The organism is Prosthecobacter sp., assembly GCF_046154365.1.
In the GTDB taxonomy this organism is placed as follows: Bacteria; Verrucomicrobiota; Verrucomicrobiia; order Verrucomicrobiales; family Verrucomicrobiaceae; genus Prosthecobacter.
This window is the reverse complement of record NZ_JBJXFV010000179.1, coordinates 1-17,130: the sequence shown is the minus strand read 5'-3', so window position 1 is coordinate 17,130 and position 17,130 is coordinate 1. Positions and strand designations below refer to the sequence as shown.

Genomic DNA, 17,130 nt, shown 5'->3' with positions numbered 1-17,130 from the left:
ACGAGGTCGTCGGTGTAGCCTTCGTCGTTGCCACGGAACTCGGTGTTGTGCCACCACGAGACCGGGCCGCGTCCGTTCACCGTGCGGCGATTGAAATAATCCGCACCGCCTCCGTAGTAAATCCACGCTTCATCGAAGCCGTGCGCGTTCGCACCGTGACCGCCCTTGTGCGTCTTGTTCGGCATGGTCTTGAACGCGTCCTTGAACGCCGCCTGAAACTCCGGCGTGTCCGGTTCTTCGCCGTTGTGCCATTTGCCAAAGACGCCGGTGCGATAGCCGTTGGCCTTGAAGCCCTCCGCGATGGTCGTTTCCTCCATCGCGAGTTCGCCGCCCACCTCGGGCGCGGTGCCGACACGAATCGGATGCCGCCCCGTCAGCAGCATCGCACGCGTCGGCGAGCACACGTACCAGCCCATGAACTGCGTGAGTTCCACGCCCTGCGAAAAGAGCCGGTCAATGTTTGGCGTCGGCACACCGCCGCCGTGAACGCTCAAGTCGCCCCAGCCCAGGTCATCGGCCATGATGTAAACGACGTTGGGCTTCGCAGGCGCGGCAGCGCTCACGAATAGTGGGGTGAAGGCGCTGAGGATGAGCAGGGCAAGTGGAATGGAGTGGCGGAGTGATGGAGTCATGGTGCAAAAGAAGCTGATTTGATTGGAACTATTCGGCAGAGGCCTGCTCCAGGACGAATCGCACGCGCACGTTATCCAGGTAATGGCTGCCCGGCGGCTGCTCGTCATCCGCCGCACCCGCGGCCAGCGAGATGACCACGCTGCGCGTGCCCGGCGGCAGTTCCAGGCTCGCCTGCACGGTCTGCCAGCCGGGCTGGTCCGCGCTGGTGATGACATTGCGCCCCACATGCTGCAGCACGGTGTCGAAGAGCACGGGCTCGTGATTCCAAATCCGGCGCACCTCGCCCGGCTCCTGGCTGAAGGCCGCCAGCCGGATTTGATAGTGCAGCGGACGTGCCTCGCCCGGCGTGTTGAAGGCCACAGTCACCTCCACCTTTCGCGTCTCCGCTTCGTCCAGCGTGGAATGTTCCGCCAAATCAAGAATCCGCCAGGCGTAGGAAAAGCGGCGCGCACTGGAAGCTGCCTTCTCCAGCCGCGCCATGCGGTCGCCCTCGATGGGTGCCACGCCGGATTCCGCCGTCACCGGAGCCGACACATCGCCGGACCATTCATTCGCCTGACGGGGAAAACCGCGCGACGCAGTCAGGTCCGCCCTCTCGAAGCCTTCCGTGAGCACGGAAACCGTCCGTTCCACCGCCCGGCCCGCCATCGGCAACGCATAGGCCCACACCATTGAAGCGCTGAACAAGCCAAACACCAAGCCCGCCGCCGCAGCGGTAAGCGGACGCCAGAAGTGCCAGCGCGAGGCGGGTTTGCTTTCCATCAGCGGAGCAGATCGCAGGAGATCGATCACTCGGTCTCGTGAGCCAGCCTGGGCTTCCAGTGCCACGTCCAGATTCATGTAGTGCAGGTAGAGCCTGCGCAGGTCCGTGTCGGCCTTCAGCCGGGTTTGCAGGACGGCAGCTTCATCGTCCGTGAGGAGTCCGGCCATGTGGCGCTGGAGGAGATCGTGTGAGTCGGGATTCATGCGTGTTCTTCCTTGGCGAGTGAGCGCTCCACACACTCCAGCAGGGCCTGCCGGATGCGGTGGAGCAGTTTGTAGAGTGCCATCGGCGTCTGCCCACGGCGCGTGGCCAGCTCATCCATGCGGGTGCCCTTCGTGTAGGCGGTGAGGACCAATTCACGCTGCGCGGTGGGCAGCTTGTCCAGGCAGCGCTCCAAGGCCTCGCGATGCCCGTCATGCACCGACACCAGGGCTACCGCATCATCGGCGAGCTGGTTCACCAGTTCATCATCAAACACATGTCGGTCCCGCGACTGCCGACGCAGGTGACGCAAGGCGACATTCTTGGCCACGCCGAAGGCCCAGCCCTGAAAATCCGCCGCTACTTCAAACTTCTCCCACAGCACGAGAATCACATCCTGCATCACCTCCGAAGCCATCTGCCGCGTGGGCACCAGCGACCTCACAAAGGTGTGCAACGCCACCTCGCTCTCCGCGTAGTGGCGGAGAAACTGGGCATGACGCTCGTGTTCGGATGGCGGGGACATGGGTGACTTACAACCTAGTCGTCGCCAGCCATGCCCTCATTTGCCGAAAAATGTTTCGAAGGCGATGAAAAACAGCTTCGCCCCTAGCTCATTTGCCAACCGGCACATCACGGGAACATTTTCGTGGGCGTCATCCAGCGAGTGCACTCTTAGTGGTCGAAAGTCTGTGTTCTGGAAGGCGTTCTGTTTTCCCGCTCATGTTTGCCAGATTTCTCTTCTTCGCTTTTGCCTCCAGTCTCCTCGGAGCTGAGATCACTCTCACGTCGCCGCTCGATCATCAGGTGAATCAGCGGCATTCGAGCACGGAAGGCACGATTTCGATCCGTGGAACGCAAAGCGGGCTCGATGCGGGTAAAACCAAGTTTGAAGCCAAGATCGGCGCGAAGGGCAGGTGGCAGGCTTTGAGCGCGCAGATCGAGAAGGAGCAGTTTTCGGCACGCGTGACGGCTCCGGCGGGTGGTTGGTATCGGGTGGAGGTGCGGGCGATGCTGGATGGCAAGGCGGTCGCGACGGCGGCGGTGGAGCATGTGGGCATCGGCGAGGTGTTTGTAGTGGCGGGACAGTCGAACTCAGCAAATCATGGCGAGGAGAAGCAAACGACGCAGACGCGACGTGTGGCTGCCTTTGACGGCACGAAGTGGCAGATCGCGAATGATCCGCAGCCGGGCGCGAGTGGTCGCATGGGCAGTTTTATGCCGGCACTGGGCGATGCACTGGTGAAGCGCTTCGATGTGCCGGTCGGCTTCGTCGCCTGCGGCATTGGCGCGACGAGTGTGCGCGAGTGGTTGCCAAAAGGCACGACGTTTCCGAATCCGCCGACGATTGAAAGCCGCGTGACCAAGCTGCCGGATGGCAAGTGGGCGAGCAATGGCGCGGCTTATGATGCCTTCATCGCCCGCATGAGGCCGCTGGGCCACAATGGCTTCCGCGCGGTGCTGTGGCATCAGGGTGAGAGCGATGCGAATCAGAAGGACACGACGCGCACGCTGGCCGGGAAGCTCTACCGCGAGTATTTGGAGAAAATCATCCGCGATTCGCGACGCGACACCGGCTTTGAGGCTCCGTGGTTCGTGGCGCAGGCCAGCTATCATGTGCCGGGCGATGAAGGCAGCGATGACATCCGCGCCGCGCAGGCTTCGCTTTGGAAAGACGGCCTCGCGCAGCCCGGGCCGGACAGCGATGCGCTGAAGGGGCCGCTGCGCGAGCGCAAAGGACTTGGCGTTCACTTCAGCGGCCCCGGTTTGCGTGAGCATGGGCAGAAATGGGCGGAGAAAATCACGCCATGGCTCGATCAGCAGCTCTCTGGAACGCGCTACGATTCATCCAAGCTGCCGAAGGGGCACGACTACTTCGAGCTGCGCGGTGGATTGGCGAATGCGCATCGAAAGTTCGAGCAGGAGAAGACCGGACGCATCGCCTTCCTCGGTGGATCGATCACGGCAGGCGGTGGGTGGCGGGATCATGCGATGAAGTATTTTCAGGCGAAGTTTCCGCAGACGAAGTTCGAGTTCATTGCGGCAGGGATCGGCTCGATGGGCTCGGTGCCGCACGCGTTTCGCCTGGAGCGCGATGTGTTGTCGAAAGGGCCGGTCGATCTGCTCTTTGTCGAGGCAGCGGTGAATGACAGCTCGAACATCCCCGATCATCCCGAGCAGATGCTGCGTGGCATGGAGGGCGTGGTGCGGCATGCTCGCGAAGCGAATCCGCTCACGGACATCATCCACATGCACTTCGTCATGCCGCCGCACATGGATGACTACCACAAGGGCAAGGTGCCTGCGTCCATCGCGCAGCATGAGAAAGTGGCCGTGGCGTATGGCAATGTGTCGCTAAATCTCGCGCTCGAAGTCACGGATCGCATCGACGCGGGCGAGTTCACCTGGGACAAGGACTTCAAAGGCCTGCATCCGTCGCCCTTCGGGCATCTACTCTACGCCAACAGCATCGCGCGCATGTTGGACACCGCCTTTGCCATGCCGCTGGCTGATGCTGCGAAGCCTCACGCATTGCCAGCTTTCGTCGATGCCCAAAGCTATGCGAAGGGCCGCTTCGGCAACATCGCTGAAGCGAAGATCATCAAGGGCTTCACACTCGAGCAAGCGTGGAAGCCCACGGAAAAGAAAGCGACTCGTGCAGGCTTCGTCGATGTGCCCGCGCTTGTCGGCACGGAGCCGGGCGCGGAGTTTGAGTTCAGCTTTGAAGGCACGGGCTGCGGTCTCTTCATCGCCGCCGGTCCTGATGCAGGTCGCATCGAGTTCAGCATCGATGGTGGTGAGTATCGCCAACTTGAGACCTTCACGCACTGGAGCACAGGCTTGCATCTGCCCTGGGCCTTGATCCTCGATGACCAACTCAAGTCAGGCAAGCACACCGCGAAAGTGCGCATCGTCGCAGATCACGACGCCAAAGGCACTGGCACGGCGCTGCGGGTGTTTCATTTGCTTTTGAACTGATATTTTCGCTTCAGACGACGTTTATCTCACCCCTTTTTTATTCTCCCCATGAAACTACACGCCATCCTCACTACCGCCGCATTCAGCCTGCTCGCTTTGACCAACATCGCGACCGCTGCGCCGAAAAAACTGCTCGTTGTCACCATCACCGCCGGATTCCGACATGGTCCGGCCATTGAAGCGGCTGAGAAGGTCCTGCCAGAAATCGCCGCGAAGAGCGGCGGTGAGTTGGCCTTTGAGTTTCTCAGCGAACCCGGCCCAAAGCCGAACGCGGGGCCGAAGCCGGTGCGCACTCGCCTCATGACCGAAGCGCAGTGGTCCGATGAAGAGGTGAAATACAAAGCCGCCGAAGAAAAAGCCAAAGGCGAGCAAGGCGCATGGAATGCAAAAGTGAAGGAACTCTTCGCTACGAAGCTCAGCGCAGCCGGTTTGGCTAGCTACGACGGTGTCATCTTCTGCAACACCACCGGCGACCTGCCACTGCCGGATGGCGATGCGCTAGTGAACTGGGTGAAGTCCGGCAAGGCCTTCATCGGCATGCACGCCGCCACCGATACGCTGGGAAAAATGCAGCCCTATTATGAGATGATCAATGGCACCTTCGCCGGGCATCCCTGGGGCGGCGGCGGCACTTACACCTTTGCCAATCATGAGCCTGCGCATCCTGCCGTGGCCATGTTTCAGCCGGAGTTTCAGTGGAAGGATGAGATTTATCAATACACGCACTTCAACCCTGAATCCGTCCGCGTGCTCATCAGCATCGACATGGCGAAATCGCAGCCGCAGGCTCCTTATCACGTCCCGGTCTCCTGGGTGCGCGATGTCGGCACCGGTCGCCTCTTTTACACGAACCTCGGCCACAACGCCTCAAGCTGGACCGACGAGACGTATCAAAAACACATCACCGCCGGCATCCGCTGGGCGCTCAAGCTCATCGACGGCCCCGCTGAGGTGAATCCCGCTATTTCCGCCCAGCAAGGGCTCAAATCCATCGCCGCGACAGCCGGTGCGGTGCTCAAGATCGACGCCGCAGCGCTGGAGGCCAAAGCGCTCGCCAAAGCCAAGTCTGATCCCGCCTGGGCCACCAAGCTCGCCGCAGAAGGCGACACCTACCGCTCGCTGCCATCACCGAAAAAAGACGCACCGCCAGCCGAGATCGAAAAGGCCAGCGCCGCCAAAACCGACCTCCTCAAGAAACTCGTCGCTGATATCGAGAAGTAAGCGCTCATGCCCGCCCAATACGCCCGTTATCCCTCTCTCGCTGATCGCACGGTTTTCATCACGGGAGGCGCTGACGGCATCGGCAGTGCCCTGGTGGAGCAATTCGCCCGCCAGGGCAGCCGTGTGGCCTTTGTGGACAAAAACGTCGCCTATGCCAAAGCCACCATTCAGCGCTGCATCGATGCGGGCGTGGCTCATGCGCCGTTGTTTTATGAGGTCGATCTGCTCGACATTGAAGCACTGAAGGCGGCCTGTGCGGCGGCGGTGCGCGATCTCGGCAGCGTCACCGTTTTGGTCAACAACGCCGCCAACGATGACCGCCACGGCTGGCAGGACATGACGCCGGAGTATTTTGATAACCGCATCAACACCAACCTGCGGCATTACTTCTTCGCCATCCAGGCGCTGGCACCGCAGATGATCACCGCAGCGCATGGCTCGGTCATCAACATCGGCTCCAGCAGCTACATGATGCAGGAGGACTTCTTCCCCGGCTACGCCATCGCCAAGTCGGCTGTGGAAGGCATCACGCGCACCATGGCTCGCACCTTCGGCCCGCATGGTGTGCGCGTGAATACCGTGCTGCCAGGATGGGTGCCCACGGAGCGACAACTCGCGAAATGGTGGTCGCCCGAAGGCGAGGAAGGCACCATGCGTGACCAAGCCATCAAGCGCCGCATCATGCCGGATGAGTTTGCCCAAATGGTCCTCTTTCTTGCTGCCGATGATGGCGCTGCCTGCACCGCGCAGCAGTTCATGGTGGACGGTGGTCGTTTTTAGCCCTCATCTCATGCGTCTCATCCCCATTTTCACGGTCCTGCTCATCGCACAACTGACCGCTCACGCGGCCGAAAGCGAGCCGCGAGTCGCCATGCAGGAAAAGCATCGCGCTTTGTTCAAGGAGCACTGCATTTCATGCCACGGGCCGGAGAAGCAAAAGGGCAAGTTTCGTGTCGATGATCTGCCGTTCACGATCACAAAGGTCGAGACGGCGGAGAAGTGGCAGAAGGTGCTCAACTCATTGAACTCGGGCGAGATGCCGCCGGAGGATGAGAAACAGCCTGAGGGCGCGGTGAAGGCCGATTTCCTCGATGATCTGGCGAATGTGATGGTCGCGGCGCGACGCACCCTGGGAGATCAAAATGGTGTGATCACGATGCGGCGGCTGAACCGGCGTGAGTATCGAAACACGCTGCGCGAATTGCTCGGCGTGGAGATCGATGTGAGTGAATTGCCCCCGGACACGAGTTCGGGCGGCTTTGACACGGTGGGGGCGAATCTTTTCATGTCGGGCAACCAGTTTGAGCAATACCAGTCGTTGGGACGTGAGGCATTGACCGAGGCTTTTGAAAGACAGGCGGCGGCTGCGGTCGAAAAGTCGAAGCGTTACGAGGCAGAGGCATGGACGCCGATGGTCGCCAAGTATGTGGCGTATCAAATCGACGCGAGGGAACGAGCGCAGAAGTGGGTGAAGGCGATGGAAGAGGCGGTGGCGCGGCCTGAAAACAAGGACATCGTCGCCAAGCTTAAACTGGAGACCAAAGCGGGCGATTCCAATCTCCGGCGTGAGTGGGCGAAGATCCCGGGCGCGCCCAATCCGCGCACCTTTGGCTTCGACAAGAAAGGCGAGAACGATGCCGACCTGGCCAATGCCGAGCTGAACGCCTCATGGCTGCCTTATCATCAGTCTTATCTCAAGCAACCCGCGCTCGACACGGGTGCTTACCTCGGCACGCAGACCATGCACCCGTCGGTGATCAATCTGAACTACATCGAGTTTCTCGTGCCGTTTGACTGGCCGGTGGGCGACTACGTCGTGCGCGTGCGCGTGGCGGCGGTCAAGGGCGCGCCTCCTGAGCGGCGTTTCCTCGACTTTGGCATCAATGCGCGCGCCGCACGCGTCACGAACACCTGCGAAGTCACCGGCACGCTGGACGCGCCGCAGGTGATCGAGTTTCCGCTGACCATGACGCGTGGCAACGGCGTGCGTGAGAACCGCACGCTTTTCATTCGCGAAAAAGGAAGCTGGGACACGAATGAGGAAGGTGGTCGCAAGCGTGGCGAAGCGCTGAAGCGCAACGGCATTGGGCCGGAGTTCTCGCTGTGGGTGGATTGGATGGAGATGGAGCGCAAGCCGGATGCTGCAAAGCCCAAGACTCCAGGCATCGCCGCGCTCGGCATCTCGCTGGATGACAAATCACCTGCCCCTGCGACGCCTGATCTACGTGTCGCGCTGGAACGCTTTGCCTTGGAGGCCTTCCGCGGCACGGCACCGCCTGCGAACTACATCGACCGGCTGCTCCATCTCTACGAGGTCCGACGAAAAGCGGGCGACAAGCCCGGCGTGGCGCTGAAGGAGACGCTGTCGGTCGTTTTGGCGTCGCCGATGTTCATCTACCTCGCCGAGCCATCGGCGGATGAAAAGCGCCGTCCGCTGACGAGCGAAGAACTCGCGACACGTCTCGCGTATTTCCTCTGGAGCGCGCCACCCGACGCAGCGCTGCGCGATCTCGCCAAGCGTGGCGAATTGAAGAAGCCCGAAGTGCTCGCGACGCAGACGGAGCGGCTGCTCAATGATCCGCGTGCGGAGGGCTTTACCAAAGCTTTCGTGCATCAATGGCTCGGCATGGACCGATTCGATTTTTTTGAGGCCAATCTGGCGTTGTATCCGCGTTTTGATACCGCCACGAAGGTCGCGGCCAAAGGCGAGGTCTTTAAGACCATCGAGCACGTCCTGCGCCATAACGCGAGCCTGCGCGACCTCTTGAAGTCTGACTACGTCGTGATCAATCGCGTGCTCGCCAGCTATTACGGCATCGAAGGGGTGAAGGGGCAGGGTTATGAAAAGGTGTCGCTGTCAAAAGACTCGCCGCGCGGTGGATTGCTCGGCATGGCGGCCATTCATTTCATGGGTGGCAACGGCGAGCACACCAGCCCCGTCGAACGCGGCGCCTGGGTGCTGCGCAAGCTCCTGCACGATCCACCACCGCCCGCGCCTGCCAACGTGCCCGCCATCACGCGACTCGCCGGCAAGGTGCTCACCACGCAGGAGCGCTTGCTCGCGCATCAAGAGGACCCGCAGTGCGCCAGTTGCCATCGCAAGATCGATCCCATCGGCTTCGGCATGGAGAACTTCGATGCCGCAGGTCAGTGGCGCACCGAGGACAGCTACATGGCCATCAATGCCAGCGGCAAGCCCGACCCCAAAACGATGAAGACCTGGACCATCGAAGCCGCCGCCCAGTTTCACAAAGGCCCCAAGTTTGAAGATTACTTCGGCATGCGCGACATCATCGCGACCAAGTCCAATGACTTCGCCAAAGGCTTCAGCGAGGCGCTCATCGAGTATGCGCTGGGAAGACCGCTCGGCTTTCGTGATGAGCCACTCGTCGCCGACATGATTCAACAAGCAGGCAAGAAAGACCTCGCAGTGCGCGAGTTCATTCACGCGCTGGTCGCGAGCCAGGAGTTTCACACAAAGTGAAGAAGGATTTGCCGCAGATTCAGGAAAGCCGCAGATTTTTATTGAGATGAGTTCAAATCCCAAATTCAATCTGTGGCTTCCCTGAATCTGTGGCAAAAAACTCATCCTGGATAAGCCATCGAATGCAAAAAGATCCTTTCAGTCATCAGATCATTGGTTTGGCGATGGAGGCGCATCGTTCGCTTGGGCCTGGTTTGTTGGAGGAGTTTTATCATCAGGATTTGGTCGCTCGGCTGAACAAGTCTGGCATTGAACACCTGTCGAAGCCTCGCAAGGACCTCGTGTATCGCGGGCATGTGGCGGATACGTTTGAGCCGGACTTGGTATTCCCTGGGAAACTTATTCCTGAACTCAAGGTGTTGCGAGGCGGGTTTGACGCCGAGCATTTCACGCAACTGCTCTCCTACAGCAAGTTTTGGCGAATTCGCACTGGGATGTTGATGGACTTTGGGAAAGCCAGCTTTCTCCCCAAGAGGGTCATTTATACTTCCAAGACGGCGAAGTTTCCCGAGATCGCGATTCCCTCGTTCGTATCCAATCAAGCACTCGCGAGAGATTTGATCCAGATTGCCACACGCTGTCTGGCGGATATTGGCCTCGGCTATCGGCCAACGACCTGGCGTGGGTTGATTAGCGCTGCTTTGCGCGCTGAGTTTGTTCCTTTTGCCATCAATCCTGCCGCCAGCGTCGCGAGCCTGGGCCTGGCATCGCTGGACTGCATCGTCATCCAGGATCAGGCTGCCATTTCTGTCAGCGCCCTCGGAGAAGAGGTGACGGCCATGAACCGCGCTCGTCTGCAAACCTGCCTGCGCTGGCTCGATCTTCCTTGGGGCATCTGCTTTCATTTCGGCAAATCGGCCGCCGACCTCACGTTTGTATCCCATCCCAAAACCAATCTGCGGCTTCCCTGAATCTGCGGCAAAAACTCTTCTGTTATATCCCCATGAAAACCCGTCGTCACTTCCTCCAGTCCAGCACGTCGCTCATCGCACTGCCGGCGCTTGAATCTCTTGGCTTCCGTCGCTTTGCCTCGGCGGCGACTCCGGTCACACCACCGAAGCGTCTGGTCTTCCTGGGCTTCGGCTGGGGCATCACGACGGAGACTTGGTTTCCTGACATCAAACAGCCCGGTGTTGATTACACTTTGCCGGAGGGCCTCAAGCCGCTGGCTCGGCACAAGGCGGACTTTTCAATCGTGCAGGGGCTTTGGAACAAACACTCCAACGAGGGGCATGCGGGCAGCACTTACTGGCTCACGGGCGCGAATCGTTATGCCGAGCCGGGGCAGAACTCGCACAACAGCATCTCCGCCGATCAGGTCGCTGCCGCGCAGCTCGGCCTCCACACGCGCTTTGCTTCCATTCAGCTCAATGGCAGCGAAAACGCCGAGTCCTCCGGGCATGGCCCCGGACTCTCCATGGCATGGAGCGTCTCGGGAAAACCTGTTGCCGGAGAAAAAGGCCCGTTGGCCGCTTATCATCGTCTTTTCTCCAAGGACACCACGCCCATCGAGCAACAGAAGGCCATGCTCGCGCAGAAGCGCAGCGTGCTCGATACCGTGCTGGAGAACGCGAAAGCGATGCAGCGTGGTCTTGGCAAAACCGACACCGCCAAGCTCGACGAATACTTCCAGGGCATCCGCGACATCGAGACGCGACTCGCCAAGGACGAGCAATGGATCGGCGTGCCGCAGCCGAAAGCGCCGCTGGCCGAGCCTTCGTCCAGCCTCGCCGGACGCGAGGAAATCAAGATCATGTATGACATCATCCTCGCGGCCATTCAGACTGACAGCACGCGCGTGCTCACCTACCGCCAGCCTGTCAGCACGCTGCTCACCAGCATCGGCATCAAAGTCGCGCCGCATGACATGAGCCACTATCACAGCACCCTCGGCGAAAAGCTGGAGGCCTCCAAACAGCGCGATCTCACCCAAAGCGACCTCCTTGCCGGACTCATCGACAAACTCAAAACCACCAAGGAAGCCGACGGCACCCGCTTGTTCGATCACGTTGCTCTCGCCTATGGCAGCAACCTGCGCACCGAGCACAGCCTCGACAACTGCCCCACGCTCCTCACCGGCGGCGGTGCAGGCATTAAGCTCGGCCACAACATCGTCACGCCGAAGGACACGCCGCTGTGCAATGCCTGGCTGACGTTGCTGCATGGCATTGGCGTCAATGTGGAGCGGCATGGGGACAGCTCAGGCGTGCTAAAGGAGATCGTGGCGTGAGCTGAAGTACAGCGATTGCCGCTTTGACAAATCAGCATGTAATACATAGTTTAACCCATGCTCAAGACCATCTCCAAAATTGGCAATTCCCAAGGCATCATCTTTGACTCAGCGCTGCTCCAGCTCGCCCGGCTGAAGGTCGGTGACGAGGTGAATGTCGAGGTTCATGCCGGTGGGACGATCACCATCGCGCCGATGGCTCCGACGGTTATTGAAGCCTCGAAGGCGGCTGAAACGGCCAAGCGGCTCATCAAGAAGAACAGTGAACTCTTCCGCCGACTGTCATGAGTGCTCCTTTGCTGCATCCGACCATTGATGCAGTGCTCGCGATCCATGCTGAGGTGCTTGCCGCACATGGAGGCAGTCCTGGGCTACGTTCGCGGGAACTGCTCGAATCCGCCGTCGCGGCTCCGCAGGCGACCATGATGGGCGTGCCGATGATCTCTGATCCCATCGAGATCGCGGCCGCATATCTCTTCTACCTTTGCAGCAACCACTCCTTCGTGGATGGCAACAAGCGTGTCGCTCTCGCCACCTGTCTGGTGTTCTTGAGCGAAAATGGTCTCCTCAAAAACGAGGAACTGGACGCCGATGCTTGGGAAAGCCTCACGCTCGCTGTCGCGGCGGGTGTTTTGAGCCGCGACGAGGTCACGGATCGGCTTCGGAAGCTGGTGGCGTAGCCAAAAAATGCTCCAGCAGGCATTTTTCTTGTCCGGTTCCGCCTTTTGGTGCGGTATATCGGCTCCCCCGATTTTTTCCCAACCATGAAGCAACTCCTATTCTCACTCGCACTCCTCGGCTCGGTCGCGTCCGCGCAGGAATACCTCGAAATCGCCGCGAATCCGGGCGGAGCTGGGGGTGGCAAGAAAATCGTGCTCGTCGCAGGCGATGAGGAATATCGCACGGAGGAGTCGATGCCGATGCTGGCGAAGATTTTGGCCAAGAAGCATGGCTTCAATTGCATTGTGCTGTTCTCCACGGATGAAAAGGCGGGCTACATCGACCCGAACAACCAGAAGAACATCCGTGGCACCGAACTCCTCGGCGATGCGGACCTCATGATCATCGGCACGCGTTTCCGTCAGCTTCCGGACGATCATCTGGCGCATTTCGCGAAGTTCTTGAACGCCGGGAAGCCAGTCATCGGCTTTCGCACGGCCACGCATGCCTTCAGCGGCGGGGCGAAGACGGGCGACTTCAAGTGGAGCGAGTTCGGCCTCAAAATTCTCGGCGAAAAGTGGGTGGCGCATCACGGAGCGCACAAGAAGGAAGGCACGCGCAGTGTGTTCGAGACCGCCAATTTGAAGCACCCGGTGCTGCGTGGCGTGGATGAGATCTTTGGCACCTCCGATGTCTATGCGGTCAAAAATCTGGATATGAGCAAGGCGACCGTTCTTCTGCGTGGCGCGGTGACGGAGGCGCTGCATGACCGTTCGGTGCCGATTCGCGGGCCAAAGAACGACCCCATGCAGGCGCTGGCCTGGCTCTTTGAATACACCGCGCCGGATGGCAAGGCGACGGGCAAGTCCTTCTGCACCACGATGGGTGCCTCGGTCGATTTCGCGGACGAAGACCTGCGCCGCCTCATCGTGAATGCCACGCATCACCTGCTCGGCCTGGAGGTGCCAGCGAAGGCCGATGTGGCTTTTGTCGATCCATTCAGCCCCACGATGTATGCCGCGCTGAAGAGCGACTATTATAAAGAGCGCAATCTGAAGCCCGGTGACTTCGCCACGGGCAAGAGCCCCTCGCTGGGCTTGCCGGGCGACAAAAAAGCCGCCAAGGCCACGCAGCCGGACAATGCGCCGCATGCTCCGAGTGCCGAGCCGCCTGCCGCGACCTCCGCCCGTGCGCAAAACGTGGCTCCACCGACGAAAGGCGAGCGCATCGTGCTCGTCGGCAATGGCTTGGCTGAGCGTGACACCTGGTACAGCCGCATCGAGACCGAGCTGCAGCTTCGTTATCCGAATCAGGCGCTCTTTTTCCGCAACATGGGCCATGTGGGCGATACACCGGGCTTCCGTCCGCATCCCGCCCGCGTGTCGCAGTGGGCCTTCCCCGGTGCGGAGAAGTTTCACCCCGACAAGACGACCCACAACGGCAAGGGCTTCTACCCCACGCCTGATCAATGGCTCACGCATCTAAAGGCGGACACGGTTGTCGGCTTCTTCGGCTACAACGAGTCCTTCGATGGCCCGAGCAAGGTGGGCAACTTTGAGGCCGAACTCGACGCTTGGGTCGTCCACACGCTCAGTAAGGCCTACAACGGCAAGACCGCGCCGCGTGTCGTGCTCGTCAGCCCCGTCGCGTATGAAGATCAAAGTACGAAGCGCGATCTGCCGAAGGGCGACGTGGAAAACTCCAATCTGCTGCTCTACGCCGCCGCCATCGAGAAGGTCGCGAAGAAGCACTCTCTCACCTACATCGACCTCTTTTCGCCGACGAAGGCCATTTATGCCAAGGGCAGCGAGGCCTTCACCACCGGCGGATTTGTACCGACGGACGCAGGTTATGCCGAAGTCGCCAAACTGCTCGCCACCGGCCTGTACGGTCATGCCAGCTACGAGTCGAAGGCCGATCCGAAGCTCGTGCACGAAGCCGTGAAGCAGAAGGACTGGTTCTGGAACTGCGACTACAACATCCTCAACGGCGTCCACACGCACGGCCAGCGCTACAATCCGTATGGGCCGCAGAATTACCCCGACGAAGTCAAAAAGACCCGCGAGATGGCCGCGCTGCGTGATGAACTGGTCAGCCAAGTCGTCAGCGGCAAGACCACCAGCCTCGCTGTGGATGATTCCAAGACGCACAAGCTCGCCGAAGTGCCCACGAACTACGTGCCGAGCGTGAAGAACGGCAGCACGAAGTATCTGTATGGCGAAGAAGCCGTGAAGAGCCTCACCGTGCCGGAAGGTTACAAGGTCGAGCTGTTTGCCTCCGAGAAGGAGTTCCCGAACCTCGCGAACCCCATGCAGATGAGCTTCGACAACAAAGGCCGTCTTTGGGTCGCCACCATGCCGACGTATCCGCATTACCGCCCCGGTGATGCGCTGCCGAATGACCTGCTCCTCATCTATGAGGACACCAATGGCGACGGCAAAGCCGACAAGGAAACCGTCTTCGCCGACAAGCTGCACCTGCCCATCGGCTTCGAGTTCGCGCCGGAGGGCGTGTATGTGACGCAGGAGCCGAATGTCGTGCTCATCCGCGACACGAACGGCGACGACAAGGCCGACAGCATGGAGATCATCCTCGGTGGCTTTGACACGCATGACACGCACCACGCCATCAGCGCCTTCACCGCCGATCCCAGCGGCGCCTTCATGATGTGCGAGGGCGTCTTCCTCCACTCCAATGTCGAGACACCCTACGGCCCCGTGCGCTGCGTCGATGGCGGCTTCTTCCGCTACAGCCCGCAGCGTGGCCAGCTCGAGCGCACCATCCAGATGGGCATCCCGAATCCCTGGGGCTTCGTCTTTGACCAGTGGGGCCAGGATTTCCTCCTCCACACCTCCGGCACCACCATGAACTGGGCGCTGCCCGTCGAAGTGAAGCCCACCTTTGGCAGCAAGACGCCCTCCACCGCCGATCTCGTCCCGCCAGACCACAAAGTGCGTCCGACCAGTGGCCTCGAAATCGTCAGCAGCCGCCACTTCCCGGACGAAGTGCAGGGCGACCTCATCTACGGCAACGCCATCGGTTTCCTCGGCGTGAAGCAGGTGAAAATCGAAGATGCAGGCACCGGTTGGAAGACCGCGCATCGCCACGACTTGCTGAAGAGCACCGACGGCAACTTCCGCCCGGTCGATCTCGAATTCGCACCCGATGGCAGCCTCTACGTCATCGACTGGCACAACGTGCTCATCGGCCACATGCAGCACAACGCCCGCGATCCGCTGCGCGATCACGTCCACGGCCGCATCTACCGCATCACCTATCCGAGCCGTCCACTCGTGAAGGCCGCACCCGTCGCCGGAGCACCGATCGCCGCGCTGTTGGAAAATCTGAAAGCTCCCGAGATGCGTGAGCGCTACCGCACCCGCCGTGAGTTGCGCGGTCGTCCTGCCAGCGAAGTGCTGCCTGCCGTCAAAGCCTGGGCCGCCGAGCAAAAAGACACGCACGCCAAGCTCGAAGCCCTCTGGACGACCTGGGGCCTCAATCAGGCCGATGAAGGCCTGCTACGCGAACTTCTCGCCTCCAGCGACTTTCACGCCCGCGCCGCCGCCGTCCGCGTCCTGCGCTACAACACCTATCGCGTCGCCGATCACGTCGCCCTGCTCGAAAAAGCCGCCAGCGATGAAAATGGCCGCGTCCGCCTCGAAGCCATCGTCGCCGCCTCCTGGCTGCCAAACATCCCTGCCGCGAAAAACATCGTCGCCATCGCTTCGAAGCTCCCGCTCGACGATTGGAACAAAAATGCCGCCAAAACCGCCGCCGACCGCCTCGCCGGTGTCGTCGAGGTAGTGAAGCCCGAGTACACGGTCGCAAAGCCACCCGCTTACCTGAGCGATGTCGCCAAAGGCCAGTTCACCGCAGGACAAGAAGTCTATTTCCGCGAAGGCCACTGCGTCACCTGCCATCAGCCGAACGGTGCTGGCATTGATCCCGCCTTCCCCAGCATCGTGAACAGCCCCTGGGTCACCAGTGACAAGGATCGCCTCATCAAGATCGCCATGTACGGCCTCATGGGCCCCATCAAAGTCGGCGACAAAGAATACAACGGCCAAGTCCCCATGACCCCCTTCGGCGGCATGCTGAAGGACGAAGAAATCGCCAATGTCCTCACCTTCGTCCGCAACCACTTCGGCAACAAATCCGACCCCGTGACTCCCGCCGAAGTTAAAGCCATCCGCGACGCCAACAAAGGCCGCATGATGCTGTTTACGACGGATGAGCTGCTGAAGCTGCATCCGATGAAGTGACCGCGGAAGCCTTCAAAAAATCTACTTCTTGCGCTGCACGAAAGCGATGATCCAGAAGGGGATCATCGCAGGCAGGGAATAGATTCCCGTGAAGAGAAGAGCGGTGCCGTTTTGGGGGTCGAGATTCCAATAAAACAGATTGAGGAACCACAAGATGAAGGCAGCGGCGAAAAGAACGGCCGAAGCCGTGAGCGTGCGCTGGCTGCTTCGTGAGTGGAGAAAAAGTCCAAGCAAGGCAGTGACAAGGAGCGGGCCAAAGATGAATGGCGCGGCCCGCACGGCGGCCATGGGAGGCGTGGAGTTGGTGGCGACGAGCGCGATGCCGGCAAGCGCCAGCGCGGTGGAAATGAGGGTTGCAGTGAATTTGATTTTCATGACGCGGAAAAGTAGCCACATGCGGCGATGATGGCGAATCGAGTTTGGGCATGCTTGCATTGCTCCGGTCAATAAGCACCGAGTCCAAACAAGCAGGCCAAGATTTGGATGAACTGCTGAAACTGCATTCCGATGAAGCAGCCTATGCTTTGCGTGTCGGAACTACCACGAACCACGTCACGCGGCTCAGTTACTGGGTGCGTCGCCGGAATGATGTAGATTAGAGGGCTATAGATTCTCAAAAATACCAGTGTACCCTATGGCTATTCTATGCCTTAGAGTGAGAATGGAGTTGAACATCAAGCCGCTGAAAGATAGCCAC

13 protein-coding genes are annotated in these 17,130 nt (G+C 60.2%); 9 read left to right on the top strand and 4 right to left on the bottom strand.

Going from position 1 to position 17,130, the window contains the following annotated elements; genetic code table 11:
• The 3 genes from ACKVY0_RS22760 to ACKVY0_RS22750 form a co-directional block, all read right to left on the bottom strand.
• Positions 1–632, bottom strand: a 632-nt coding sequence (locus ACKVY0_RS22760) for a sulfatase-like hydrolase/transferase (RefSeq protein WP_409217152.1), incomplete at its 3' end; no start/stop codon positions are given.
• A 28-nt stretch (positions 633–660) separates the two neighbouring features.
• Positions 661–1,599: a hypothetical protein gene (locus tag ACKVY0_RS22755; RefSeq protein ID WP_409217151.1), complete on the bottom strand. Its 939-nt coding sequence runs from the start codon at positions 1,597–1,599 to the stop codon at positions 661–663.
• Positions 1,596–2,123, bottom strand: coding sequence for a sigma-70 family RNA polymerase sigma factor (locus ACKVY0_RS22750; protein ID WP_409217150.1), 528 nt, complete (start codon positions 2,121–2,123; stop codon positions 1,596–1,598). The genes ACKVY0_RS22755 and ACKVY0_RS22750 overlap by 4 nt, the downstream gene beginning before the upstream one ends.
• 197 nt (positions 2,124–2,320) lie before the next feature.
• Here ACKVY0_RS22750 and ACKVY0_RS22745 point away from each other — a divergent pair, with 197 nt between their 5' ends.
• From ACKVY0_RS22745 to ACKVY0_RS22705, 9 genes are all read left to right on the top strand, one after another.
• On the top strand, positions 2,321–4,576 hold the full coding sequence (locus ACKVY0_RS22745; protein ID WP_409217149.1) for a sialate O-acetylesterase: 2,256 nt from the start codon (positions 2,321–2,323) through the stop codon (positions 4,574–4,576).
• A gap of 48 nt (positions 4,577–4,624) precedes the next feature.
• Entirely contained in the window at positions 4,625–5,797 is a 1,173-nt protein-coding gene (locus ACKVY0_RS22740; RefSeq protein ID WP_409217148.1) for a ThuA domain-containing protein, read from the top strand.
• A gap of 6 nt (positions 5,798–5,803) precedes the next feature.
• Positions 5,804–6,577: an SDR family NAD(P)-dependent oxidoreductase gene (locus ACKVY0_RS22735; RefSeq protein WP_409217147.1), complete on the top strand. Its 774-nt coding sequence runs from the start codon at positions 5,804–5,806 to the stop codon at positions 6,575–6,577.
• A 10-nt stretch (positions 6,578–6,587) separates the two neighbouring features.
• The gene (locus ACKVY0_RS22730; protein ID WP_409217146.1) at positions 6,588–9,281 is read left to right on the top strand and encodes a DUF1592 domain-containing protein; all 2,694 of its coding nucleotides are present in this window, start codon (positions 6,588–6,590) and stop codon (positions 9,279–9,281) included.
• Positions 9,282–9,370: 89 nt separating this feature from the next.
• Positions 9,371–10,192, top strand: coding sequence for a GxxExxY protein (locus ACKVY0_RS22725; protein WP_409217145.1), 822 nt, complete (start codon positions 9,371–9,373; stop codon positions 10,190–10,192).
• Positions 10,193–10,224: 32 nt separating this feature from the next.
• Complete coding sequence (locus ACKVY0_RS22720; protein WP_409217144.1) at positions 10,225–11,511, top strand: DUF1552 domain-containing protein; 1,287 nt, start codon at positions 10,225–10,227, stop codon at positions 11,509–11,511.
• A gap of 57 nt (positions 11,512–11,568) precedes the next feature.
• Positions 11,569–11,799 carry a hypothetical protein gene (locus ACKVY0_RS22715; RefSeq protein WP_322280373.1) on the top strand — a complete coding sequence of 77 codons (231 nt, stop codon included), beginning with the start codon at positions 11,569–11,571 and terminating at the stop codon, positions 11,797–11,799.
• Complete coding sequence (locus ACKVY0_RS22710) at positions 11,796–12,191, top strand: type II toxin-antitoxin system death-on-curing family toxin (protein ID WP_409217143.1); 396 nt, start codon at positions 11,796–11,798, stop codon at positions 12,189–12,191. Before ACKVY0_RS22715 ends, ACKVY0_RS22710 begins: the two co-directional genes overlap by 4 nt.
• Before the next feature lie 84 nt (positions 12,192–12,275).
• Positions 12,276–16,433 (top strand): PVC-type heme-binding CxxCH protein, encoded by a 4,158-nt coding sequence (locus tag ACKVY0_RS22705; RefSeq protein ID WP_409217142.1) that lies wholly within the window; start codon positions 12,276–12,278, stop codon positions 16,431–16,433.
• Between the two features lie 21 nt (positions 16,434–16,454).
• On the opposite strand, the gene ACKVY0_RS22700 is transcribed toward ACKVY0_RS22705, so the two are convergent.
• Positions 16,455–16,808, bottom strand: coding sequence for a hypothetical protein (locus ACKVY0_RS22700; RefSeq protein ID WP_409217141.1), 354 nt, complete (start codon positions 16,806–16,808; stop codon positions 16,455–16,457).
• Positions 16,809–17,130 lie beyond the last annotated feature (322 nt).